The 23650-nt window shown below is 57.2% G+C and carries 20 protein-coding genes; 11 read left to right on the top strand and 9 right to left on the bottom strand.

What is annotated here, in order from left to right:
• The first annotated feature begins 176 nt into the window (after positions 1-176).
• The 7 genes from P4L78_RS03010 to P4L78_RS03040 all read left to right on the top strand — a co-directional run bounded on the left by P4L78_RS03010 (position 177) and on the right by P4L78_RS03040 (position 10167).
• Positions 177-1664, top strand: a complete 1488-nt coding sequence (locus P4L78_RS03010) for an efflux transporter outer membrane subunit (RefSeq protein WP_283148694.1) — start codon at positions 177-179, stop codon at positions 1662-1664.
• A gap of 168 nt (positions 1665-1832) precedes the next feature.
• On the top strand, positions 1833-2966 hold the full coding sequence (locus P4L78_RS03015) for an efflux RND transporter periplasmic adaptor subunit (RefSeq protein ID WP_309326903.1): 1134 nt from the start codon (positions 1833-1835) through the stop codon (positions 2964-2966).
• 144 nt (positions 2967-3110) lie between these two features.
• Positions 3111-6221 carry an efflux RND transporter permease subunit gene (locus P4L78_RS03020; protein ID WP_283148696.1) on the top strand — a complete coding sequence of 1037 codons (3111 nt, stop codon included), beginning with the start codon at positions 3111-3113 and terminating at the stop codon, positions 6219-6221.
• A 141-nt stretch (positions 6222-6362) separates the two neighbouring features.
• A complete protein-coding gene (locus tag P4L78_RS03025; RefSeq protein WP_309326904.1) occupies positions 6363-6605 on the top strand; it encodes a DUF6868 family protein in 243 nt (80 codons plus the stop codon).
• 4 nt (positions 6606-6609) lie between these two features.
• Positions 6610-7464, top strand: a complete 855-nt coding sequence (locus tag P4L78_RS03030) for an alpha/beta hydrolase (RefSeq protein ID WP_309326905.1) — start codon at positions 6610-6612, stop codon at positions 7462-7464.
• 302 nt (positions 7465-7766) lie between these two features.
• On the top strand, positions 7767-8495 hold the full coding sequence (locus P4L78_RS03035; RefSeq protein WP_283148699.1) for a glutathione peroxidase: 729 nt from the start codon (positions 7767-7769) through the stop codon (positions 8493-8495).
• A gap of 253 nt (positions 8496-8748) precedes the next feature.
• The gene (locus P4L78_RS03040) at positions 8749-10167 is read left to right on the top strand and encodes a dihydrolipoyl dehydrogenase (RefSeq protein WP_309326906.1); all 1419 of its coding nucleotides are present in this window, start codon (positions 8749-8751) and stop codon (positions 10165-10167) included.
• On the opposite strand, the gene P4L78_RS03045 is transcribed toward P4L78_RS03040, so the two are convergent.
• The gene (locus P4L78_RS03045; protein WP_283148701.1) at positions 10164-10373 is read right to left on the bottom strand and encodes a hypothetical protein; all 210 of its coding nucleotides are present in this window, start codon (positions 10371-10373) and stop codon (positions 10164-10166) included. The genes P4L78_RS03040 and P4L78_RS03045 overlap by 4 nt on opposite strands.
• Before the next feature lie 42 nt (positions 10374-10415).
• Here P4L78_RS03045 and P4L78_RS03050 point away from each other — a divergent pair, with 42 nt between their 5' ends.
• From P4L78_RS03050 to P4L78_RS03060, 3 genes are all read left to right on the top strand, one after another.
• A complete protein-coding gene (locus P4L78_RS03050; RefSeq protein ID WP_283148702.1) occupies positions 10416-10607 on the top strand; it encodes a hypothetical protein in 192 nt (63 codons plus the stop codon).
• A gap of 228 nt (positions 10608-10835) precedes the next feature.
• The gene (locus tag P4L78_RS03055; protein WP_309326907.1) at positions 10836-13202 is read left to right on the top strand and encodes a penicillin-binding protein 1A; all 2367 of its coding nucleotides are present in this window, start codon (positions 10836-10838) and stop codon (positions 13200-13202) included.
• A gap of 307 nt (positions 13203-13509) precedes the next feature.
• Positions 13510-15120, top strand: a complete 1611-nt coding sequence (locus tag P4L78_RS03060) for a methyl-accepting chemotaxis protein (protein ID WP_309326908.1) — start codon at positions 13510-13512, stop codon at positions 15118-15120.
• 96 nt (positions 15121-15216) lie between these two features.
• Here P4L78_RS03060 and P4L78_RS03065 read toward each other — a convergent pair whose 3' ends face one another.
• Positions 15217-15522, bottom strand: coding sequence for a high-potential iron-sulfur protein (locus tag P4L78_RS03065; RefSeq protein ID WP_283148705.1), 306 nt, complete (start codon positions 15520-15522; stop codon positions 15217-15219).
• A gap of 91 nt (positions 15523-15613) precedes the next feature.
• A complete protein-coding gene (locus P4L78_RS03070; protein WP_309326909.1) occupies positions 15614-16153 on the bottom strand; it encodes an isoprenylcysteine carboxylmethyltransferase family protein in 540 nt (179 codons plus the stop codon).
• 256 nt (positions 16154-16409) lie between these two features.
• Between P4L78_RS03070 and P4L78_RS03075 the strand changes: the two genes are divergently transcribed.
• The gene (locus P4L78_RS03075) at positions 16410-17420 is read left to right on the top strand and encodes a transporter (protein WP_309326910.1); all 1011 of its coding nucleotides are present in this window, start codon (positions 16410-16412) and stop codon (positions 17418-17420) included.
• A 9-nt stretch (positions 17421-17429) separates the two neighbouring features.
• Here P4L78_RS03075 and P4L78_RS03080 read toward each other — a convergent pair whose 3' ends face one another.
• The 6 genes from P4L78_RS03080 to P4L78_RS03105 all read right to left on the bottom strand — a co-directional run bounded on the left by P4L78_RS03080 (position 17430) and on the right by P4L78_RS03105 (position 23374).
• Positions 17430-17780, bottom strand: a complete 351-nt coding sequence (locus tag P4L78_RS03080) for a DUF3147 family protein (protein ID WP_283148708.1) — start codon at positions 17778-17780, stop codon at positions 17430-17432.
• Positions 17781-17818: 38 nt separating this feature from the next.
• Positions 17819-18304 carry an arsinothricin resistance N-acetyltransferase ArsN1 family B gene (locus P4L78_RS03085; protein ID WP_283148709.1) on the bottom strand — a complete coding sequence of 162 codons (486 nt, stop codon included), beginning with the start codon at positions 18302-18304 and terminating at the stop codon, positions 17819-17821.
• A 337-nt stretch (positions 18305-18641) separates the two neighbouring features.
• Complete coding sequence (locus P4L78_RS03090; protein ID WP_283148710.1) at positions 18642-20183, bottom strand: DHA2 family efflux MFS transporter permease subunit; 1542 nt, start codon at positions 20181-20183, stop codon at positions 18642-18644.
• 15 nt (positions 20184-20198) lie between these two features.
• Positions 20199-21383, bottom strand: coding sequence for an HlyD family efflux transporter periplasmic adaptor subunit (locus tag P4L78_RS03095; protein ID WP_309326911.1), 1185 nt, complete (start codon positions 21381-21383; stop codon positions 20199-20201).
• A 48-nt stretch (positions 21384-21431) separates the two neighbouring features.
• On the bottom strand, positions 21432-22931 hold the full coding sequence (locus tag P4L78_RS03100) for an efflux transporter outer membrane subunit (protein WP_309326912.1): 1500 nt from the start codon (positions 22929-22931) through the stop codon (positions 21432-21434).
• A complete protein-coding gene (locus tag P4L78_RS03105; RefSeq protein WP_283148713.1) occupies positions 22928-23374 on the bottom strand; it encodes a MarR family winged helix-turn-helix transcriptional regulator in 447 nt (148 codons plus the stop codon). The genes P4L78_RS03100 and P4L78_RS03105 overlap by 4 nt, the downstream gene beginning before the upstream one ends.
• Positions 23375-23650: the final 276 nt, after the last annotated feature.

Consider the following 23650-nt stretch of genomic DNA (forward strand, 5'->3'; position numbering starts at 1 on the left):
CAGTCTAGACGCGTCGCTAGCGCTTCTTTATGATGCTGTCCTGTTACGGGCAGGTTTCGTTGCTCGTCGTCACAATGTCGGTCGGGCGAAAGCCGCTTTGCCGGTTTTGTTCCCTCACCGTAGTGCCTTTATCGAAGGGCTGCGGTTGAGCTGATCGCTATTTCGGGATAGTAAAGATGCGTGTTGTGCCTCGCCGATTTCTCATCGTTCCCCTTGTCGCACTGATCGCCGGTTGTGCGGTTGGTCCTGACTTCAAATCGCCGGATGCCCCGGCCAATAAAGCTTATACAGAACAGCCCATTCCTGGCCAGACCGTCAGCGCAGATACCGTTGAAGGCGCTTCGCAGCGTTTTGTAAACGGCCAGTTGCAGCCAGACTGGTGGACGTTGTTTGGTTCTGACACGCTCAATAGCCTGGTGGCTGAGGGTCTGGCGCATAGCCCGACGCTGGCCGCTGCCCAAGGCACGCTGCGTCAGGCTCAGGAAAACTATAATGCCCAGTATGGTACAACCGTCTTCCCACAAGTTGACGGCTCGCTGGGGGCTACGCGTAACAAAATCAGTGCCGGTTCATCGCAGGCTGGCGATCAGTCGCTGATTTTTAACCTATACAACGCTTCGGTAGATGTGTCTTACACGCTGGACTTGTTTGGCGGGAATCGTCGCCAGCTCGAAGCGTATTCCGCGCAAGTGGGTTATCAGCAATATCAAGTGGAAGCTGCGCGTTTGACGCTCGCTGCCAACATTGTGACCGCTGCGGTCACCGAAGCTTCGTTGCGCAAGCAAGTGGATGTAACCACCGAACTGATCAAGTTGCAGCAGAACCAGCTGGACATTCTGCAAAAGCAATTCAAGCTGGGTGCCGTTTCGCAGGCCGATGTTTCTACGCAAGAAACGCAGGTAGCGACGATCAAGGCTTCGCTGCCAGATCTGAACAAGGCACTCGCGCAAGCGCGCACGCAACTGGCAGTGCTGCTTGGCCGCACACCGGATAACGGTACGCCGCCGCTGAAACTGGAAGACCTGAAGCTGCCAACTGATCTGCCGGTGAGTTTGCCGTCAGAACTGGTGCGCTCGCGTCCGGACATCCAGGCTTCGGAAGCTTTGGTCCATGCAGCTACCGCCCAAGTGGGTGTCGCTACGGCCAATCTGTACCCGAAGATCACACTGACCGGCTCGCTGGGTATCAGCTCGCAAAACTGGAACAACGTGAGCTTTGGTAACGATGGCTTGTGGAGCATCGGGGCAGGGCTGGTACAGCCGTTGTTCCATGGCGGTTCACTGCGGGCACAGAAACGTGCAGCAGAAGCCGGGATGGATGTCGCGCTGGCGCAATACCAGCAAGTGGTGCTGACCGCGTTCAAGAACGTGTCGGACAGCTTGCAGGCGCTGGATCAGGACGCATTGGCGTTGCAGGCACGGGTTGATGCGGCCAATGCCGCCAAGCGTTCGCTCGATTTCACCCAGGCGCGCTTCAAACTGGGTGCCACCTCGTTTGCTTCGTTGTTGATCTCGCAACTGCAATATCAACAAACCCAGCTGAACCTGTGGCAAGCCAATGCCTCGCGTTTGAATGACACTGCTGCACTGTTCCAGTCGATTGGTGGCGGAGTCACGAAAGAAGCTACTGCGGCGGCCAGCGCGCCAGCGGCTGCGGGCGGCTGAAAACACAACTGCAGTACCGCAACACCAGAACACAAAACGCGGATTTTGTTTGACTGAGCGAGCCACAAATCCGTTCTGACTGCCAATGGACCCGATCAGCACAACTGTCCGGGTCCGGCATTTGAAGAATCCGTAATCGCAGTACCCAAGCCTTCGGGGAGAGTTTGTATGGCCAAGCGCATGATTATCATGCTGATTGCTGTTGGGGTGATTTTTGGGGGCATTTTCGGCTTCCAGGTCTTCAAGGGCATCATGATCAAGAAGTACCTGAGCGGTAACAAAGCGCCGCCAGTCACCGTAACCGCTACCCATATCAGCACCCAGCCGTGGCAGCCTACGCTGTCGGCAGTGGGTACTTTGCGTGCTGTGCGTGGCGTGGATCTGTCCAGCGAAGTCGCTGGCCAGGTGCGCGACGTACTGCTGCAATCGGGCGCCTTTGTGAAAGCTGGCCAGCCGCTGGTCAAGCTCAATGACGATACTGAAGTGGCGCAGCTCAAGTCGCTGCAGGCTGCGGCTGATCTGTCGGCAACCACCCTCAAGCGCGACAAAGCCCAGCTGGATGTTCAAGCCGTGGCGCAAGCCGTGGTGGATTCCGATCAGGCCGACCTGAACAGCAAGAATGCGCTGGTCGCTCAGCAACAAGCCGTGATCGCCAAGAAAGTGATCCGCGCGCCATTCGCTGGCAAGGTCGGTATCAGCACGGTTAATCCGGGTCAGTACATCAATCCGGGCGACAAGCTGGCAACGTTGCAAACGGTTGATCCGATCCTGGTTGACTTCCTGGTGCCGCAACAAGCGCTGACCCAACTGAAGATTGGCCAGGCCATTGCAGTCAAGAGCGATGCCAATCCGAAGGCGGCTTACACCGGCAAGATCACTGCCATTGATGCCAAGGTGGACCCGTCCACCCGCAACATTCAGGTCGAAGCCTCGGTCAGCAACCCCAAGGGTGATTTGCTGGCAGGCATGTTTGCCACCGTGCAGGTATCCACCCAAGAGCCGATCAAGTATCTGACGCTGCCGCAAACCGCAGTCAGCTTCAATCCGTACGGCGAAGTGGTGTATCTGATTTCGGAAACAGGCAAAGATGCCAAGGGCAATCCTGAGCTGACCGTGAAGCAAACCTTTGTTAACGCTGGCCAGACCCGCGGCGACCAGGTAGCGATCACGTCCGGTCTGAAAGAAGGTGACTACGTGGTTACCAGCGGCCAGCACAAGTTGAAGAACGGCAGCACCGTGATCATCAACAACAAGCAACAGCCGTCGGATAACCCGAACCCGCTGGTTGGCAACGAAGACTGATGCGTTGCCTGCGGTAAACGGTCGATCAGACTAGTCAGACGATAAGTACGACCTGGAATGGCGAGCCCACAATGCGCGTCGTTCCAGGGCTAGAAAGGCACTCTGCTTGCCCCGGCGGCAAGCGGATACACAGAGGTTAGCCAGATGCGCTTTACCGATATTTTCATACGCCGGCCCGTGCTGGCGACCACGCTCTCCCTGCTGATTCTGGTGCTGGGTTTGCGTTCGCTGGATTTGCTGCCGATTCGGCAGTATCCCAAGACGGAAAACGCGGTTATTAATGTTTCCACCACCTACACCGGGGCTGACCCGGAACTGGTGGCGGGCTTTATTACGACACCGCTGGAAAACTCCATCGCCCAGGCCGAGGGCATTGATTACATGACCTCGACCAGCACGCAGGGTAGCTCGGCCATTACGGCCAACCTGCGGCTGAACTACGACGGCAACAAGGCGCTTACCGAAATCACCTCCAAGGTGAATGCGGTGCTGAACCAGTTGCCGCAAGGCTCGCAACAGCCGGTGATCTCGATCTCGGTGGGTGACACCATTGACTCGATGTATATCGGCTTTTACAGCAAGGCTTTGCCGCCCAACAAGATTACCGACTACCTGATCCGTGTGGTGCAGCCAAAACTGCAAGCCGTGGATGGGGTGCAACAGGCGGAAATCCTGGGTGAGCGCCGTTTTGCCATGCGCGTGTGGATGGATCCGAAAAAGCTGGCCGCCTATGGCGTGACGGCTGCGGATGTGTCGGCCGCCTTGCAAGCGAATAACTTCATCTCGGCGGTCGGTCGTACTGACGGCAACATGGTGACGGTCAACTTGACGGCGGATACCGGGCTGCATTCGGCTGATGAATTCAACAACCTGATCGTCAAGCAAAAAGCCGGTGCGATTGTGCGGTTGTCAGACGTCGCGAATGTCTCGCTGGGTTCGGAAGACTACAACACGCAAGTGGGCTTTGACGGCGTGCAAGCGGTGTATGTCGGTATCAAGGTGGCGCCTAACGCCAACTTGCTGACCGTGATCGACAACGTGCGCAAGACCATGCCGGAAGTCCAGGCGCAATTGCCGGAAGGGCTGCAGGGCACCATCGTTTATGACGCGACCAAGTATGTGAACAGCGCCATTCACGAAGTGATCTGGACGCTGGGTGAAGCGCTGTTGATCGTGACCGTGGTGATCTTCTTGTTCCTGGGGTCGTTCCGCTCGGTGATCATCCCGGTGATCGCGATGCCGCTGTCGCTGATCGGCGCGTTCATGATCATGCTGGCGCTGGGCTATACCATCAACTTGCTGACCTTGCTGGCGCTGGTGCTGGCGATTGGTCTGGTGGTGGATGACGCGATTATTGTGGTGGAAAACGTCCACCGCCATATCGAGGAAGGCTTGACACCGTTCCAGGCGGCCATTCGTGGTGCGCGCGAACTGGCTGGCCCGATTATTGCCATCTCGGTGGTGCTGATTGCGGTGTATGTACCAATCGGCTTTATGGGTGGCCTGACCGGTTCGCTGTTTACCGAGTTCGCCTTTACCCTGGCCGGTGCCGTGGGCGTATCCGCGATTATCGCGCTGACCTTGTCGCCGATGATGACCGCCAAGTTCCTGCGTTCGCCGGACCCGGAACATCCGGAAAAACTGGCGAAGTGGCTGGACAAGCAGTTTGATAAATTGCGTGGCCGCTATGAGCGCTCGTTAAGTGGTTCGCTGAATTACCTGCCGGTGGTGGGCGTGTTTGCGCTGATCATTCTGGTGAGCATTTACTTCCTGTTCATCACCTCCAAGAGCGAACTGGCACCGCAAGAAGATCAGGGTATTGTCATTACCATGAGTACCGGTGCGCCGAACGCTTCGCTCAAGCAAAGCGAGATCGATGCCCGTCAGGTCTTCAACATCTTCAAGACCTTCCCGGAAACCGATCATGTGTTCCAGTTGACCGGTGTGTCGGGCCTGAACTCGAGCATTGGCGGTATGGTGCTCAAGCCTTGGGATGAGCGCAAAACCACTGCCGACAAGATTCAGCCGCAGGTTCAGCAAAAGCTGGGTGAAATCGCCGGTACGCAAGCTGCGGCCTTCCAGCCGCCGCCGTTGCCGGGCGGCGGTGGTGGTCTGCCGGTGCAGTTCGTGATCAACACCACGAACGACTACCAGCAACTGAACGAAGTCGCTCAGGACATGATGGCCAAGGCGCGAGCCAGCGGCGTGTTCATCTACATGGACGTCGACCTGAAGTACGACAAGCCACAAACCCAAATCACCTTTGATCGTGACAAGGCCTCGCAACTGGGTCTCTCGATGAAAGATCTGGGCGATTCGCTGGGTGCCGCATTGGGCGGTGGCTATGTGAACTACTTCAGCCTGGCGGGTCGTTCGTACAAGGTGATTCCGCAGGTCGGCCGTGAAGATCGTCTGAATCCGAACCAATTGCTGGACTACCACATCACCACGGGCACGGGCGATACCATCCCACTGTCGACGGTGGCCAAGGTCAAGACCACGGTGATTCCGCAACAATTGAATCACTTCCAGCAAATGAACTCGGCGACTATCTCTGGCGTGCCTTTCCCGGGCGTTACGGTGGGTCAGGTGATCAGCACGCTGCAAGGCATTGCCAAAGACACGCTGCCGCAGGGTTACACCATTGATTACGGTGGCCAGTCTCGTCAGTTTGTGCAGGAAAGCAGTGCGCTGATCGTGACCTTCGTGTTCGCGCTGATCATCATTTTCCTGGCGCTCGCGGCGCAGTTTGAAAGCTTCCGCGATCCGCTGATCGTGATGGTGTCGGTGCCGATGTCGATTTGCGGTGCGATGATCTTTGTTTCGCTGGGTCTGGGTGGCGCCAGTCTGAATATCTACTCGGAAGTGGGTCTAGTGACGCTGATCGGCCTGATTTCCAAGCACGGTATTTTGATTGTTGAGTTCGCCAACCAGCAGCAAAAACTGGGTCACAGCAAGCGTAAAGCCATTGAAGACGCCGCCGGTATTCGTCTGCGGCCGATTCTGATGACCACCGCCGCCATGGTGCTGGGTGTGATGCCGCTGATTACATCTTCTGGCGCTGGTGCATTGGGCCGCTACAACATGGGTCTGGTGATTGCCACCGGTATCTCGATCGGTACGCTGTTCACCTTGTACGTGGTGCCAGCGATGTACATGATGCTGGCCGCTGACCACAATGCCTCGGTGCATGAAGAAGAAGATGCACAGATCAAGGCGCTGGATGACGGCACCGTTGGTGAGAGCGCGCACTGATAGCTCCATGACACGGCTTGAAGCAGCTTCTGCTTCAACGTGAAAACAAAACCCCGGCCTTGGTGCCGGGGTTTTGTTTTGCGCGACGCCTTGTCGCCTGTGCTAGTTTTATAAGTTGAATCAACCTGCTACGAGGTGTGTATGGCAGCCATGGCCTGGCGTGATCTGCTGCTGTGGACAGCATTGGTCAACTATCTGCTGTTGCTGACCTGGTTTGTCCTGGCGCTGCTAACAAGGGCGACGCTGGGCCCGTGGTGCGCCCGGCTTTTTGGCTTGACTCAGGCGCAATACAACCAGATCAATTTCGGCGGCATTGTGCTGTACAAACTGGCCATCGTGTTTTTTCTGCTTAGCCCGGCAATTGTGTTGTCGGTGAAAGGCTAACGCCATGCGCGCGCCGGTCCCGCCCCGCCCAACGCCGGTGAGTCTGCATTTGCAAGACTTCCCGTTGCCGCGCGCCCAGCGTGCGGTACTGATCGTGCATGGTCTGGGCGAGCATATGGGGCGCTACCAGCATATGGCCGACTGGTTTAACCAGCGCGGCTACTCGGTGCGCGGCTACGACCACTACGGCCACGGCCACAGCCCGGGCCCGCGTGGCTCGATTACCGACAACAATATGTTGCTGGATGATCTACGCACCCAGTTTCACGATTACCAGTCCGAACTAGGCTATTCGCCCATCTTGCTGGGGCACAGCATGGGCGGACTGGTGGCGGCAGCGGCGGTCACCACCGGCTGGGTGCAGCCACGAGCGCTGGTGCTAAGTTCGCCCGCCTTACGCACCTGGATTTCCCCCTCGGTACAACTGCTGGCCCATGTGCTGGCGCTGACGGTGCCGGACGTTCCACTGTGGCAGCGTTTGCCCAATCACAAGCTTTCGCACGATCCGCAAGTCACCCCGACTTTTCTGGCTGACCCGTTGCGCCATGGCCGCATGACTCCACGCCTGGCGTACTTCTTGATGCGTGGTGGCAGAGAGGTGCTGGCTAAAGCGGCCTGTTTGCAAATACCGACTTTGTTGCTAGTGGCTGGCGAAGATGAACTAGTCGACCCCTCTGGCAGCCGGGACTTCGCCGCCGCCGCACCGCCCAGCCTGGTCACGCTGCATGAGTTTCCCGGGCTCTATCACGAACTATTCAATGAAGCTGAACCCGCCCGCAGCGAAGTGCTGAACGAATTGGCGATCTGGCTCAAGTCGCTAGAAACCCGCTACCCCGCACGCATGGTGGCCAGTCGTTAAACCTCGCGCAGTGTTTACCGCCGTGACGGCGGTGGGCACATGAATGGGCTGCAAGTTGCCGTGTATTCAAGCGAGTATTCACACCTTTCCGTGTTGTTTGTGCAGGCACTTTTGACAGTCTGCCACTGTCTTTCTATGGGTTCTAAATAGTTTCGCTCTGTTGACGACGCAATTTCGATTGATATAAATAATCTATTGATTTGTTTGTAACAATAAATTGGATCAATCGTTTGGACGTCGGCATACTTCGTTCATCGCATCAAGCAACACCCAGCCAATAACCCCCCAAAGGAGTTTGAACCATGCAAAACCGTGAAGGCCAACGCGTCCCCAACGTCACTTTCCGCGTCCGTGAAAACAATGCCTGGAAGAACGTCACCACTGACGATCTGTTTGCGGGCAAAACGGTTGTCGTGTTCTCGCTGCCAGGCGCATTTACCCCAACGTGTTCGTCCAGCCACCTGCCGCGCTACAACGAACTGACTCCGGTTCTGAAGAAACACGGCGTCGATAGCGTGCTGTGTGTTTCGGTGAACGACACCTTCGTGATGAACGAATGGGCCGCTGATCAGGAAGCCGGCAACATCGTTATGGTGCCAGACGGCAACGGTGAATTCACCGAAGGCATGGGCCAACTGGTCGACAAATCCGACCTTGGCTTTGGCAAGCGCAGCTGGCGCTACTCCATGCTGGTGAAAGACGGCGTGGTGCAAAAGATGTTTATCGAGCCAGAGAAAGAAGGCGATCCGTTTGAAGTGTCCGATGCCGACACCATGCTCGACTTTGTCGCCCCAAGCGCCAAGAAGCCAGACCAGGTTGTGGTGTTCAGCAAGGTCGGTTGCTCGTTCTGCGCCACTGCCAAGCGTCAATTGACTGAAGCCGGTTACGACTTCATTGAAGTGCCGCTGGACAACAAAGTGCGCGGCAAGGTACTGGGCGCACTGTCCGGTAAGATGACTGCCCCGCAAGTATTTGTGAACGGCAAGCTGATTGGCGGTGCGGAAGAAGTAGCCAAGTTCGTTGGCAAATAAGAAATCGCAAACAAAACCCTGCAGGCTGCGTCGCCCTCACTTGCCGTACTAATTGTACTGTCTGCGTTTCGCGCGCCTTGCCTGCACCGCTTCGCTGGGTTTTGTTAGTGATTTCGTTAGTTCTAAAAAGGGCGGATGAAAGTCCGCCCGGTTCGCAGTTTGCGGACCTGAATGCATCGCAGCGTTCAAGCAGCAAAAGCGGTGTATTCAGGTCCGTTGATTGATCCAGACTAATCATAAAAAGGGGCTATTCATGACCACACTCAAAACCATCACCACCGATGTTGCAGTTATTGGCGCAGGCACTGCTGGCCTGGCGGCTTACCGCGCAGCCAAAGCCAATGGCAAGCAAGTGATCATGATCGAAGGTGGCCCTTATGGCACAACCTGTGCCCGCGTGGGCTGCATGCCCTCTAAACTGCTGATCGCCGCTGCCGAGGCCGCACACGAATTGCGCCACACCGCACCATTTGGCGTGCACGTGGATGGCGAAATCCGCATTGATGGGCGTGAAGTGATGGACCGCGTAAAACGCGAACGTGATCGCTTTGTCGGCTTTGTGGTCAACAGCGTCGATGGCATCCCGGCGGAAGACAAACTCGCCGGTTTCGCCCGCTTTGTGGATAACACCACACTACAAGTCGGCTTTGATGGCGGCGAGCAAGTTTTGGTCAAAGCCTCCCGCGTGGTTATCGCGACGGGTTCCAGCCCGGCGATTCCGGAACCGTTCAAAGTGTTTGGTGACCGGCTGGTAGTGAACGATGACGTTTTCAACTGGGACACATTGCCGCAAAGCGTGGCGGTATTCGGCCCCGGCGTAATCGGTCTGGAACTGGGCCAGGCACTGTCGCGTCTTGGCGTGAAGGTTCGCCTGTTTGGTTTGCGCGGCGGGGTCGGCCCGCTGAGCGACCCGCAGATTCGCGATTACGCCAAGGCTGCGTTCAAACAGGAGTTCTATTTTGATCCGGATGCCGAAATCATCAGCATGGCGCGCGATGGCGACGAGGCCGTCATCACCTTCCGTAACTTGCAGGGAGAGGTGGTAACCGAGCGCTTTGAGTACGTACTGGCCGCAACCGGTCGCACGCCAAATGTACGTAATATGGGCCTGGAAAGCATCGGTCTGGAACTGGATGAACGCGGCATCCCCAAGTTTGACGCCGACACGTTGCAATGTGGCCAGTCGCCCATCTTTATCGCCGGAGATGCCAACAACTTCCTGCCGCTGCTGCATGAAGCGGCGGACCAAGGCAAAACTGCGGGTACCAACGCGGCGACTTACCCGGTGGTGCAAGCCGGTTTGCGCCGGGCCATGATTGCGGTGGTGTTCTCGGACCCGCAAATCGCCATTGTTGGCAAACGCTTTGCGGATCTGCAGCCCGGTACGTTTGTGACCGGTGAGGTCAGCTTTGAAGATCAGGGCCGCAGCCGTGTCATGCTCAAGAACCGGGGCCTGATGCACGTTTATGCCGATAAAGTCAGCGGCAAGTTCCTCGGCGCAGAGTGGATCGGCCCGCGTGCCGAAAACATCGCCCACTTGCTGAGCTGGGCCGTACAGCAAGACATGACGATTGCGCAGATGCTGGATATGCCGTTTTACCACCCGGTAGTAGAAGAGGGCGTGCGCACCGCACTGCGTGATGCCGCAGCCGCGCTGGCACAAGCCGCTTAAGTTACGGTGCGCCGGGTTTTCCGGTTATGTAGCTCCACTTCAATAAACAGGCTCCCCGATGGGAGCCTGTTTTTGTTTGCTGGCGGGCGATTATGCCGCGCGCCTGCCGCCAATCCGCTCATGATGACAGCATAAATTGTCCGGTCCATGCTGACAGCAGCACCAGAGCAAGACTGATCCTGTGGCGAACGCAGCACGCGGATCATGAAGGTTTGCTCCGGGTGAGCTGATCCGAAGAGGAGAGCATCATGTTCGTTCCTTCGCGTTCCGTGAATTTGCTGGTTGCCGCCTCCGTACTTGGTGGCATGGCGGGGTTGTATGCTGAAAAAGACTGGATCGACAATCCGCGCTCACGCTTGCCGGATGTAGAGCGTCCGTTCTCTGATCCGCTTGATGCCGATTTACTGCCTTTGCTGGCGGACGGGCCGCTTTGGCATTAAGCACAAACCCAATACGTCAAATACCGCCCAAATACTTCTGACCAACGCTTCCCAAGTGCGGCGCGACTGTGGCCGCGCTTGGCGCACATGCCCGGTCGATTAAAAATCAGGGTTTTGCTGCCGAGTGCAGCACTCGCCAAGTGTCAGACATCACCCTGGCATTACAACTGAGACCCGTCCCCGGTATCATCTGGGCCTTCGCTTGTAAAAGGCCTACCGGATCAACCCATGGTTTCCGTTCAGAACAAGAAAAACCCGCTGCGTGCGGCGCGCGGCAGTATTTTGCTGTTTTTGCTGGGCCTGCTGGCCGCACTGGCTGTACTGGCCGTGCTTGGGGTCGCCTACGTCGTGCTATTGATGGGCCCTAAATTGCCCGATCTGGATGCGCTGACCAACTTCCAGCCTAAAGTGCCGTTGCGGGTTTACACCGAAGATCACGTACTGATTGGTGAGTTCGGTGAAGAACGCCGTAGCCTGGTCAAGTTTCAGGACATTCCCGATGTCATGAAAAAGGCCGTGCTGGCCATTGAGGACTACCGCTTTTACCAACATGGTGGCGTGGACTTCATGGGTATTGCCCGTGCCGGTGTGGCCGACGTCATGCACGGTGGCGCGGCGCAGGGCGCCAGTACCATCACCATGCAGGTGGCCCGTAATTTCTTCCTCTCCCGCGATAAAACTTACTCGCGCAAGATTTACGAAATGCTGCTGGCGTACAAGATCGAAGCTGCGCTGAGCAAAGACCAGATTCTTGAGTTGTACATGAACCAGATTTTCCTGGGTCAACGTGCATACGGCTTTGCCAGTGCCGCGCGCGTGTATTTTGGCAAAGACCTCAAGGACATCTCGCTGCCTGAAGCCGCCATGCTGGCCGGTCTGCCCAAGGCACCGTCCGCTTATAACCCGGTGGTGAACCCCAAGCGCGCCAAGATTCGCCAGGAATACATCCTCAAGCGCATGTACGAACTGCAGTACATCACCAAAGACCAGTATGACGAGGCGGTCAAAGCGCCAATTCACGTGGTGGAAAGTGGCGGCCAGTTTGCGGTACATGGCGAATACATCGCCGAAATGGTGCGCCAGACCCTGTACGGCCAGTACAAGGAAGATGCTTATACCAAGGGCTTTAGCGTCACCACCACGGTGAACTCGGTCGATCAGACCGCTGCCTACAAAGCGGTGCGTAGCGGGGTGATGGATTACGACCGTCGCCACGGCTATCGCGGCCCGGAAGGCACAATGGAGCTGCCGCTCGATGCCGATGCCCAGCAAGACGCCATTGACGACACACTCAATCAGCATCCGGACAACGATGAACTGCTGGCTGCGGTTGTGATCAGCGCCAATGCCAAGGAAGTCGTGGCGGTGCCCTCCGACGGCGAACGCGTAACGATTACTGGCGATGGCTTGAAGTTTGCCGCCAACTCGCTCAAGGCAAGCGCCAAGAATCCGATTCGCGCCGGTTCGGTTATCCGCATTACCCAGGATGCCAAGGGTAATTGGCAGATTTCGCAAATGCCGCAAGTCGAAGGCGCATTGATTGCGCTGGCGCCGGACAACGGCGCGATCAAGGCACTCGTTGGCGGCTTTGAGGCCGATGGCAGCAAGTTCAACCATGTCACGCAGGCGTGGCGCCAACCAGGTTCCACCTTCAAGCCGTTCATTTATTCGGCGGCGCTGGAGAAGGGCGTCGGCCCGGCCACGCTGGTCAACGACGCCTCGTTCACCTTGCCACCGGCCACGCCGGATCAGGAAGCCTGGTCGCCCAAGGATGATGACCAACCGGAAGGCCCGATTACGTTGCGTCGCGGTTTGCAGAAATCCAAGAATCTGGTGGCAGTGCGTACGCTCAATTTCATTGGTCCGGTTTACGCCCAGCAATACATCACGCGCTTTGGTTTTGATGCGGCCAAAAACCCGGCTTATCTGCCGATGGCCTTGGGTGCCGGTGCGGTCACGCCGCTGCAACTGGCCAATGGTTATGCGGTGTTTGCCAATGGCGGCTTCCGGGTTAATCCGTGGCTGATTTCCGAAGTGCGTGACGCCCGTGGCAATGTGCTGTCCAAAGCCAAGCCAGTGGTGGCCAGTAAAGACGCACCGCGGGTGATTGATGCCCGTAACGCGTATGTCATGGATAGCCTGCTGCAAACCGTGGCGCAACGCGGCACCGGCGCGGGCTCCAATGTACTGGGGCGGAGTGACCTTGCTGGCAAAACCGGTACCACCAACGATGCGGTAGATGGCTGGTTTGCTGGTTATCAACACACGCTGGTAGCCGTCACGTGGCTGGGGTACGACCAGCCCAAGAGCCTGGGTAGCCGTGAATTTGGCGCGCAACTGGCCTTGCCATTGTGGGTCTCGTTCATGGGTAAAGCGCTGCAAGGCGTGCCGCAATATCAAATGACACAGCCGGATAATCTGCTGACCATTGATGGCGAGCTTTATTTTGACAACATGACGCCGGGCAATGGTTTTGTGCCCGGGATCGATCTGGGCGCGGGCGACGCGGCTGATCCAGACCAGCCTGCGGCCAGTGCGCCAACGGCGGATGAGATTTCCGATAAACAAAAAGTAATCGACATGTTCAAGAATTGATCTCTTCAATAATTGATCGGTCTAATTAATTTTTTAATTGTTTTCGTTATTTGAAAGCTAATCAAAAAAAAGCATGCAAGCATTCGCTTCATGCTTTTTTTTCGTGAAAAATACCGTTTGTCAGATAAAAGCTGATGTCCTAAAGAAGCGTAAGTCCTTGCCGATATGAAGATTATTCCAGTTGAGACATTGAGTTCGATGCTGGGTTAATTGATTAACCATATTTGCTTTGCGGTTATGATGATGGAATATTACTGAGGCGGAATTGAACCCGCCCATGTTTTAACTCACCGGGTAATACACTGCCATGTCCATCGGAAAGCGTCTTCTTCTTCTCATCGGTTTTTTCATTGCGGGTCTGGTGTTCATTCTGGCCGTGGGTATCTGGCAGCTGGGGAAAATGGACGACCGCGTTGTCCAGCTGAATAAAGATGTGGTGCCCAGTATTCTGGCAATTAAAAACGCGTCTGAAAATTATCAGCGGATGCGGGTTTCGCTATTTCGCCACTTGGTAGTCAAAACCGCTGAAGAAAAAACCAGCCTTGCGCAGAAAATTGCCGGACAGGATCAACAGATCAAAGAAGAACTGGAAAGCTATAAATCGCTGATTTCCGACGACCAGGATAAAACGTTACTGGATGCGGATATCGCTGCCTATAACGCCTATCTGGTCCTCCAGAAAAACATGCTGGATGCTTCCAGTGGCAGTACGCCTGAGCAGGGTATTGCGCTGATGATGTCTTCGTATAACGATCAATTGAAAGTAACCGACGCTTTTGCCGCGCATGCCAAATATAACAATGACCTGGGTAACAAGGCGCGAGATGCGGCCCAGGCCACTTACAGCTCCGCTTTATATTTGCTGATTGGTCTGGGTGTTCTTGTGTTGGTGGGCGCGGTCATATTCAGCGTGCTGATTTACCGTTCCGTAACTACACCACTGGCCGCCATGCGCAATGGCATTGAAGCCGTGGAAAGCCGCCTGGATTTCCGTAACCGGGTTAACGGATCTGGCCGTGATGAAGTGGGCGTCACCATTCGCGCATTCAACAAGCTGCAAGACAAAGTGCAGAACAGCCTCAAGCAATTGCGCGGCGCCAGCACCAGTGTGGCGGGTTCCGCCACGCAGTTGTCGGACGCCAGCGAGCAGGTAGCCAAAGCCGCAGCAGCGCAAAGCGAAGCGACCGCCAGCATGGCAGCTTCGATTGAAGAAATGACGGTCAGCATCACCCATGTTTCTGATCGGGCGGGCGAGGCACAGCATCTGGCCGACGAATCGGGCAAGCTGGTCAAAACCGGTCGCACCATCATTGGCCGCACTGCGGACGAGATCAACCGCATTGCCGAAGGTGTGGGCGTGGCCGCAGAACGGCTGACCCAGCTAGAACAACAAACCCAGCAGATTTCCTCTGTGGTCCGGGTGATTCGCGACGTGGCAGATCAAACCAATTTGCTGGCGCTGAACGCTGCCATTGAAGCCGCACGTGCTGGCGAAACCGGCCGGGGCTTTGCGGTGGTGGCCGATGAAGTACGCAAACTGGCAGAACGTACAGCCCAATCCACTGCGGAAATCAGCAAGATAATTGAATCGGTCGGAGAAAGCGCCCAACGCACGGTCGCCGGCATGAATGAGGCGGTCGAACTGGTGCATTCGGGCGTGGCGCAAGCAGGTGAGGCGCGGACGGTGATCGAGCAAATTGGCGAACACGCTGGCCGCACGGTAGATATGGTGTCGGATATCTCCGCTGCCTTGCGCGAGCAATCGCAGGCCAGTTCCAACATTGCGCAACAAGTCGAACGCATTGCCCAGATGACCGACGAAAACAGTGCCATCGCTGGTAACACCAGTGAAGCCGCCCGTAACCTGGGGCGTCTGGCTGAAGAAATGGAAAAAGAAACCGCGCAGTATCAGCTCTGATCCTGAGTGGCGATGTGCGAAAAAAAGCAGCCTGTTGGCTGCTTTTTTATTTATTGGCGTCCGTCCCGACTCACCAGGGCCGACGCGGTGGCGTGACTACATTACATACTGGTTACACCAGCCGCCACCTTGCACCAGCTTGCCTTTGATCAAGCTGCAGGAGCCGGTCGGGCCACCATCCGGCGAGTTATAGAGTTCACAGGTATCGCAGCGCTGCCCGCTGGCCCAGCTCGGGTTTTTGGCTTTGTCGACCGTCGTGGCATCGGCCACATACGCCAGCTTGATCGCTTCCGGGTCTGTTTCTGCCAGCAATGGGTCCTGCGCATGGGCGTGGCGCGCCAGCATGACCGCGACGCCAGCGGCGGGCAGGGTTTTCAGCAAAAAGTCTCGACGGCTGCTCATGCGTAGTTTCTCCAGATGGCCCAGATGGTTCTGACCGATAGATGTCATTCAAACGCGCGAGCAGGCATTGCGCTGACCGTGCTCAGGGCGATTACCAGATGCCTGGCAACATGCGCGCCGTGTGATTGCTGTAATCAGACCACGTGCTGCCAAAAATCTGCCTGAGTGCAGCATCCTCATGCCGGGCTTTCCACATGAAGGCCACCAGCACCGGCACCACTATCCACAGCGCTTGCCAGCCATGTGCCAGGGCCGTGCCAGCAAAGGCCACAACAAAGAAACTGTAGAAAGGATGACGGATGCGCCGGTACAGCCCGCAGGTAATCAGCGGCTGCGGATCAGGCAGGCCAGCGGGCGCGGTCCATGCGGCCCCCAGCATGCGCCGGGCCCGGTACATGCCCGCCAGCCCCACAACCAGCAGCAGCAGCGATAACACCTGCTCCAGCGTGCTGTTGCTGGGGTCGTATTGATTGAGCAGCACAAAGCCACCAAAAATCAGCAGCACTTGCACCAGCCGCGCCCAGGCATGTTGCGGGGTTTGCCCTTGCTTGATGCCGCCAGCAAAAAAGATCCACCAGATGGCCCAGACCAGCCAGCCAAGGCCGTGCCAGGCAAGAATATGCTCGAACATGACTCCTCCGTCCCACCGGCTGCCGCGTGTTGTGCATGTGTAGTCCATGCGCGTCGGTCAGCCTTGTTTTGCTATTTGTTGTGTAAATGGCTGTTTGAATGCAAATGGTGCCGGGGCAAATTATGGGCTCGCTCCATGACAACGGCAATGGCCCTGCAGTACGGTAATGACCTTGCAACAAGACTGTCATGAAGACCAGCTAGCGTAGGCAGTTTATGCAACGTGCATTGTTGCGCTATCCAAGGGGAGCGGGTGTGTGGAGATAGGTCATTTCGGCGGTTACGGCGCGGACGCTAGCGGCCTGGTGTGCGGTTTTTTGTTCAGTCCGGCCGGTGTCAGCACGCTGACCTCGGATGCCGCCAAAGACTGGCTGGCGCAACCGGCACCCCCAGAGCAGTTCATCTGGCTGCATTTCAACATAGCGCAGGCCGCCACCGCGCGCTGGATGGATGAGCATCTGCCGCTGCCCGAAGCCTTTCATCAATCGTTAAGCATGGCCAGTCGTTCTTCGCGGGTTGAGCTGGAAGGGGAGTCGTTATTGGCGGTGCTCAATGATGTGTTGTTTGAGTTTTCGTTTGACGCCGCCGAGATATCCACCCTGTGGCTGTGTCTGGATTGCCGCATGGTTATCAGCGCCCGCACCAAGCCGCTGCGCTCAATCGACCGCTTGCGCGAGGCGGTGCGCGGTGGCGTCAATTTGCGCTCACCGGTGGATTTGCTGGTGCGTTTGCTGAGTTTGCAGGCCAGTGTGCTGGAGCAGATCGTGCGCGATTCGGCGCAGGAGGTTGATCGCATTGAAGACCGCTTGCTGGCAGATCGACTGGAGCGCCGTCGGGTCAACTTGGGCAGCTTGCGACGTGTGCTGGTCCGCCTGCAACGTTTGCTGGCACCTGAACCCGCCGCACTGTTTCGCTTGCTGAGTCGGCCGCCCAAGTGGATTGCCGAGGCCGATGTCAACGAGTTGCGCCAATCCACCGAAGAGTTCGCCGCTGTGCTGACCGATCTGGCCGCACTGCACGAGCGGATCAAACTCTTGCAGGAAGAAATTGCCGCACATATCAACGAGCAAGATAACCGCAGCTTGTTCGTGCTGACTATCGTGACCGTGCTGGCATTGCCCTTCAATATCATCGCCGGTCTGCTGGGGATGAACGTGGGCGGCATCCCGTTTGCCCAGCATGCCAACGGCTTCTGGATTGTGGTGGGCGTAGTGGCAACGGTGACCGGTACTGCCGGTTGGTACGCCTGGCGCAAATGGCGGGAGTGAGGCGCCAGCTCAGATCAAGGCTACGCCAAAGCGGCGCATGACCAGCGCAAACAAGCCAAAGCAAACAATCGTGAAGACAGCGCTGCCAGCCATGGCTGGCCAGAAGCCAAACCGGGCAAATAGCCACGGAAACAGCAAGAACATCGGCAGCGTCGGCAACACGTACCAGAAGGTATACCAGGCATGATTGGCAATCTTGCTGGCAGGTTGCCTTTCGAAATACAGCCAGCACAAGGTCAGCAGCGTGACCAGCGGCAGGGATGCGATGAGCGCTCCCAGCTTGTCGCTGCGTTTGGCTATTTCGGACACGGCCACCACCACTGCGGCGGTGACCAGATATTTGATGATGAGATAAGGCATCGGGTTACCACGTGGCACTGGCTTGGGGTTTGGCGGAATTACAGCAATACCTGCCAGAAACCGGCATCCAGCCATTGTTCAAATTTGCGGCCGACTTCGTTAAAGTGCGCCACTTTGCGAAATCCGCAACGCTCATGAAACGCCACGCTGGCCGGATTGGGCAATGCAATGCAACCAATGACAGCATGAAACTGGCGCGCGCGCAGTTCATCCAGCAGCGCGGTATATAGCGGCGTACCAATCCCGCCTTTAAGCGAATCGGCACGCAGATAAATGGTGCTTTCCACCGTGTGACGATACGCCGGGCGACCGCGCCAGACCGTGCCATAGGCGTAACCCACCACGCCAGACTCGGTTTCAGCCACCAGCCATGGATAGTGTGCGATTACATCGTTAATGCGTTTTTGCATATCGGCCGCGGCAACCGGGTGTTGCTCGAAGCTGATGGCGGTATTGACGACGTAATAGTTGTAGATATCGCAGATGGCTTGGGCGTCAGACGGTTGGACAGGGCGGATTTGCATGGGCGGTGAGTCGGTAAAGACCTGGTCGTGGATACAAGGTATGACAGTACCCGGTTTGGGAGGAGGTTAGAAGTGGAGTTACGGAGAAGGGATATGACGGAGACGGCTTTGCTGCTGGGCTGCAACGCCAACAGTTTGCATCGTTGCCTGGATTCGCGCAGCAAGCCGGGGCGCGATATTGTCAAAATCAAATGCCGGTTATCCGTTGATACGTTGCCCCCGAATTCCCGCTAGCGCTCCATCCGGGCTACAGGCACTGGTTTATGCACGCCAACCTGATACTCGCAAAACAAAAAAGACCCTCAAGAGGATCTTTTTTGTTGGCACACAGTAAATATCAATGCCCGCCCGCCGCTGCCGCACTGGCGCCGCCACCTTTGGGAGCAAAGGGTGGTTTGGCAAAGAACACGACCGCAATCAGCGCCAGGAACAGCACGCCCAGCATGTTGAAGTAGTCGATGGTCGACATCATTAGCGCTTGCGATTGCACCATTTGTTCGATCATGACCGCAGTGCGCTGCAAACTGCCGTGGCCGAGCGAGGTCACCGCTTGCTGCGTAGCCGGGTCGTAGACCGAGATATGCTCGGTGAGCCGCGCATGGTGTTCAATTGCCCGTTCCTGCCAGATCCACGTCGTGAGCGATGCCGCAAAGCTGCCGCCCAAGGTACGCAGGAAGGTCGCCAGACCAGAGCCCGCCGAAATTTCATGCGGATGCAGGTCAGACAGCACAATCGATAGCACTGGCATGAAGTAGAAAGCCACACCAAGGCCCATCAGCAACTGCGCCAGCGCCACGGTCTGGAAGTCCACATCGATGGTGAAGCTGGCTCGCATGAACGAGGTGGCCGCCAGGATGATGAAGGAGAACGAGGCCAGTATGCGCAGATCAAAACGCGGCGCGTATTTGCCCACGAACGGCGTCAATATCACCGGCAATATCCCGATAGGCGCCGTCGCCAGACCTGCCCACACCGAGGTGTAGTGCAACTGCGTTTGCAGCCACAGCGGCAACAGCAAACTCATGCCAAAGAACCCGGCATAACCCAGCGTAAGCGTCACCGTACCTGCCGCAAAGTTGCGGTGGCGGAACAAGCGCAGGTTCACGATCGGGTCGCTGTCGGTCATTTCCCAGATCAGGAAGATGGTCAACGCCACGGCAGCAATGATCGCCAGCACCACAATGAACGGCGAGCCGAACCAGTCCAGATCGTTACCCTTGTCGAGCAGCACCTGCAGTGCGCCCACGCCAACGATCAGCGTGATCAGGCCAACGTAGTCCATCTTCGGGCGTTCGAGTTTTTCTGGACGGCCCTTCATCTGGCCGGCGACAACCCAGGAAGCAAAGATCCCGATCGGCACGTTGATAAAGAAAATCCACGGCCACGAATAATTATCGGTAATCCAGCCGCCCAGAATCGGCCCGGCAATCGGCGCTACCACCGTAATCATCGCCAATAGCGCGAGTGCTTGCCCTCGCTTGTTGGCGGGGTAGATGGAGATCAGCAGCGATTGGGTGATCGGGTACATCGGCCCGGCTACCGCGCCTTGCAGCGCCCGGAAACCCACCAGCATGCCCATGCTTTGCGCCACGCCGCACAGCAGCGAAGCCAGCGAGAACAGGATGGTGGCCCAGATAAACAGTTTGGTTTCGCCATAACGCCGCACCAGCCAGCCGGTCAGCGGCAGCGCGATAGCGTTGCTGACCGCAAACGAGGTGATGACCCACGCGCTTTGGTCCGAGCTAACGCCCAGATTGCCGGCGATGGTTGGCAGAGAGACATTGGCGATGGTTGTGTCGAGCACCTGCATAAAGGTGGCCAGGCACAGGCCAATGGTCGCCAGCCCTAAATTGGGCGGGCGAAATGAGGGCTGACTCATTGTGTTTTTCCCGCCTTACTTCTTGGCCTGGCCGGAAGCCAGGTTGGCATGGATGGTGTCCTTGATCAGTTCATCGGCAGCGTTCAGTTGCTGCTTGTAAACGTCGGTCGTGAACAGCGGGTGCGTGGCAGCGGTTTGCGACAACGAGGCGCCAGACTGGTCATGCAGGCCAACGTCGGCACTCATCGACAGCCCGATACGCAGCGGGTTGGCCGCCACTTCTTTCGGGTCCAGCGTGATGCGTACCGGAATACGCTGCACGATCTTGATCCAGTTGCCGGTGGCGTTTTGCGCCGGAATCAAACTGAACGCGCTGCCAGTACCGACGCCCAGGCTATCAACCTTGCCGTGGTATTCCACGCTGCCGCCGTACAAATCGGCCTTGAGCGTTACCGGCTGGCCAATACGCATGTGGCGCAGCTGGGTTTCCTTGAAGTTGGCTTCAACCCACACTTGTTCCAGTGGCACGACGGCCATCAGCGGCGTACCTTGCTGCACGCGCTGGCCCACTTGCACCGCACGTTGGGCGACGTAACCGGTGACTGGCGCGACCATGGTGGTGCGCACGTCATCCAGATAGGCAGAACGCAGCTTGGCGGCAGCGGCTTGCACATCCGGGTGCGATGCCACGACGGTGTCTTCAACCAGCACTTTGCTGCTGGTCAGTTGGCCTTGATACGAAGCCACCGCGCTTTGGGCTGCAGCCAATGCATCGCGAGCGTGCGCCAGTTCTTCAGCAGAGATAGCGCCGGTTTTGACCAGTTGCTGGCGACGATCAAAGTCGGCCTTGGCTTTATCCAGTGCAGTTTGCTGGGCGGCCACTTCGGCTTGCAGGCTGTTCACGTTGCTAAACAGGCCCCGTACTTTACGCACGGTGCTGGCCAGGTTGGCCTTGGCTTGCTCCAGACCAACATGCGCATCGCTTGGGTCCAGCTGTACCAGCGTTTGGCCAGCTTTTACCAGCGCGCCATTGTCGGCACCAATGCTGACTACCGTGCCAGGGATTTGCGGGGTGATTTGCACCACGTTGCCTTGGACGTAGGCATCGTCAGTGTCTTCGTTCCAGCGGCCTACGGTGACATACCAGACGGCCCAGGCCAGGATGGCGAGGACAAAAATGGCAAAAGCCAGGCGCAACAGAAATTTGCGGCGGGAAGGGCGCTGCGGGGCGGCAGCAGCGGCGTTGTTTTCGGTGCTCATGCTCGTCTATTCCTTGATGTCTCGATTCTTGATGATCTTTGGGCCAGCTTATTGCGCTTGCGCCGGGGCGGAGGCAGTAGCCAGTGTGGGCGTATCGTCAGCCGGGCGATAACCGCCACCCAGTGCCTGCACCAACAGTACCGATGCATCCAGCTGTTGGGCATTCAGGCCCGCCAGGCGCATCTGGGCGTTGAGCAACTGCTGCTGAATGCTCAACACATCCAGGTAGTTGCCAAGGCCGCCGTGATAGCGCTGCATGGACAACTCATAAGCCTGCTGCGCGGTCTGGATCGCTTCTTTTTGTTGGGTTACTTGCCGGGCCAGCGATTGCAGCGCGCTGATTTGGGCTGCTACTTCGTGCATGGCGTTGACCAGCGACTGGTTGTATTGCGCTACCGCCAGATCATATTGGGCGTCTTTGGCCGACAAATTGGCGCGCAAGCGGCCGCCATCAAAGATCGGCAAAGTCAGTGCCGGACCAAGTTGACCGTAACGGCTATCCCACTCGGCCAGATTGCCCAGACCCAATGAGGCCAGACCAATCGCGGCGGTCAGGTTGAAATCGGGATAGAACTTGGTTTGCGCAGTTTTGATCTCTTTGCTGGCACTTTCGACGCGCCATTTGGCTGCGACGATATCGGCACGACGGCCTACCAGCTCAGCGGGCAGCACGCTCGGCAATGCCAGTGCCGACGGTTGCAGCACTTGCGGGCGTGCCAGTTGCTGACCCCGATCCGGGCCTGCGCCTAGCAATGCCGCCAGCGCCAGTTGGCTGTCGTCAATTTGCTGCTGGGTGGATTCCAGTTGCTGGCGCGCGGCTGGCAACGCGGATTGCGCCTGCTTGAGTTGCACCTGGCTATCAATCCCCGCATCTACACGCTGTTGCACCAGCTTGAGCTGGTCTTGTGCGCGTTGCAGGTCAGCCTTGGCGATGTCTTGCAATTGCCAGGCGTAACCGAGCTGTGCGTAAGTGCGGGCCAGGTTGCCAGACAAGGTAATGCGGGCTTGCTGGCCATCGATCTCGGTGGCACGGCTTTGGCCGACTGCGGCTTCCCACGCGGCGCGCTGCCCGCCCCACAGATCAAAGTCGTAGCTGAACTTGAGCGAAACCATCTTGAGCGCGGCGTAACCATCGCCGAACGGCGCAGGCAATACCGTGCCCGGAATACGGATGCCCGAATACGCGGCAGCGGCATCGACACGCGGCATACGCGCGGCATCGGCTTGGCCAGCTTGCGCCAGTGCGACACGGGTACGGGCGTCGGCAACTTCCAGCGTCGGATTATTCTTGAGCGCTTCATCAATCAGTGACGACAGCTGCGCGTCACCCAGTGCGGTCCACCAGTTCTGCTGTGGCCAGACGCTGGCATCGACGCGCGCGCCACTCAGCGACTTGCTGGCGCCCAGCGTGTTGGCATCTAGCACCTTGCCTTGCGGGCTCAATCCTTCCCAATTGGCACAACCCGCCAGCAGCGCCGTGACCAGCACGCTAAGCAGCAGTTGGCTTTTACGCGGCGATACTTGCCGCCGCAAAGTTTTTGTTATCACTGCGGGGTCTCCAGGGTATTACGGACACGTTTCAGTAGAGAAATCAGGGTGTCTTGCTCGTCTTGTGAAAGATCGATCAACGCTTGTTCCATCGAGTCTTCACCGCAGGTTTGCATGGTTGCCCACAGTGCCAGACCAGCTTCGGTCAGCGTGATTTGCAAGGCGCGGCGGTCTTCCAGGTGCGGTTGGCGGCGCAGATAACCTTTCTCTTCCAGCTTGTCCAAAAGCCGCGTCATGGCACCCGCATCGTGGTCTATGGCCCGGGCCAGCTCGGTCGCGGTTTGCGCGCCGTGATAGGCCAAACGCTTGAGTACCAGAAACTGGCTCAGGTTCAGCTCAAGGCCACTGGCAGCAAGTTTGCGTTCAAACAGTTGAAACAGACCATCGCGAACCTGGCGGACCAGAACCCCGAGGTTTTCTTCGGGAGCTTGGATGTGAGACATGACAGAGCCTTGGTAAAGGGTAAATTTGTGGCGATATTAGGTTTCTTTTGTGATAGTTGTCAAAGCAAAGGTATGGATGCGAATAATCGATGTGGGCTAGGGTTTTTTCGATAAAACACTGATTTTGATTATCATTTTGAGATAACTAGCCGACCGGTCGGTTGATTGTTCGTTGCGCTAGACAAACAATTCGCGATTTACTCTCTAAATATCGAGATTTAGACCAAGGTCGAGTGCCGTCAGCTGTGCTGACTTGGGGCAGGGCGTGAGGGGCGT

The organism is Silvimonas sp., assembly GCF_031291215.1.
GTDB classification, from domain to species: Bacteria; Pseudomonadota; Gammaproteobacteria; order Burkholderiales; family Chitinibacteraceae; genus Silvimonas; species Silvimonas soli.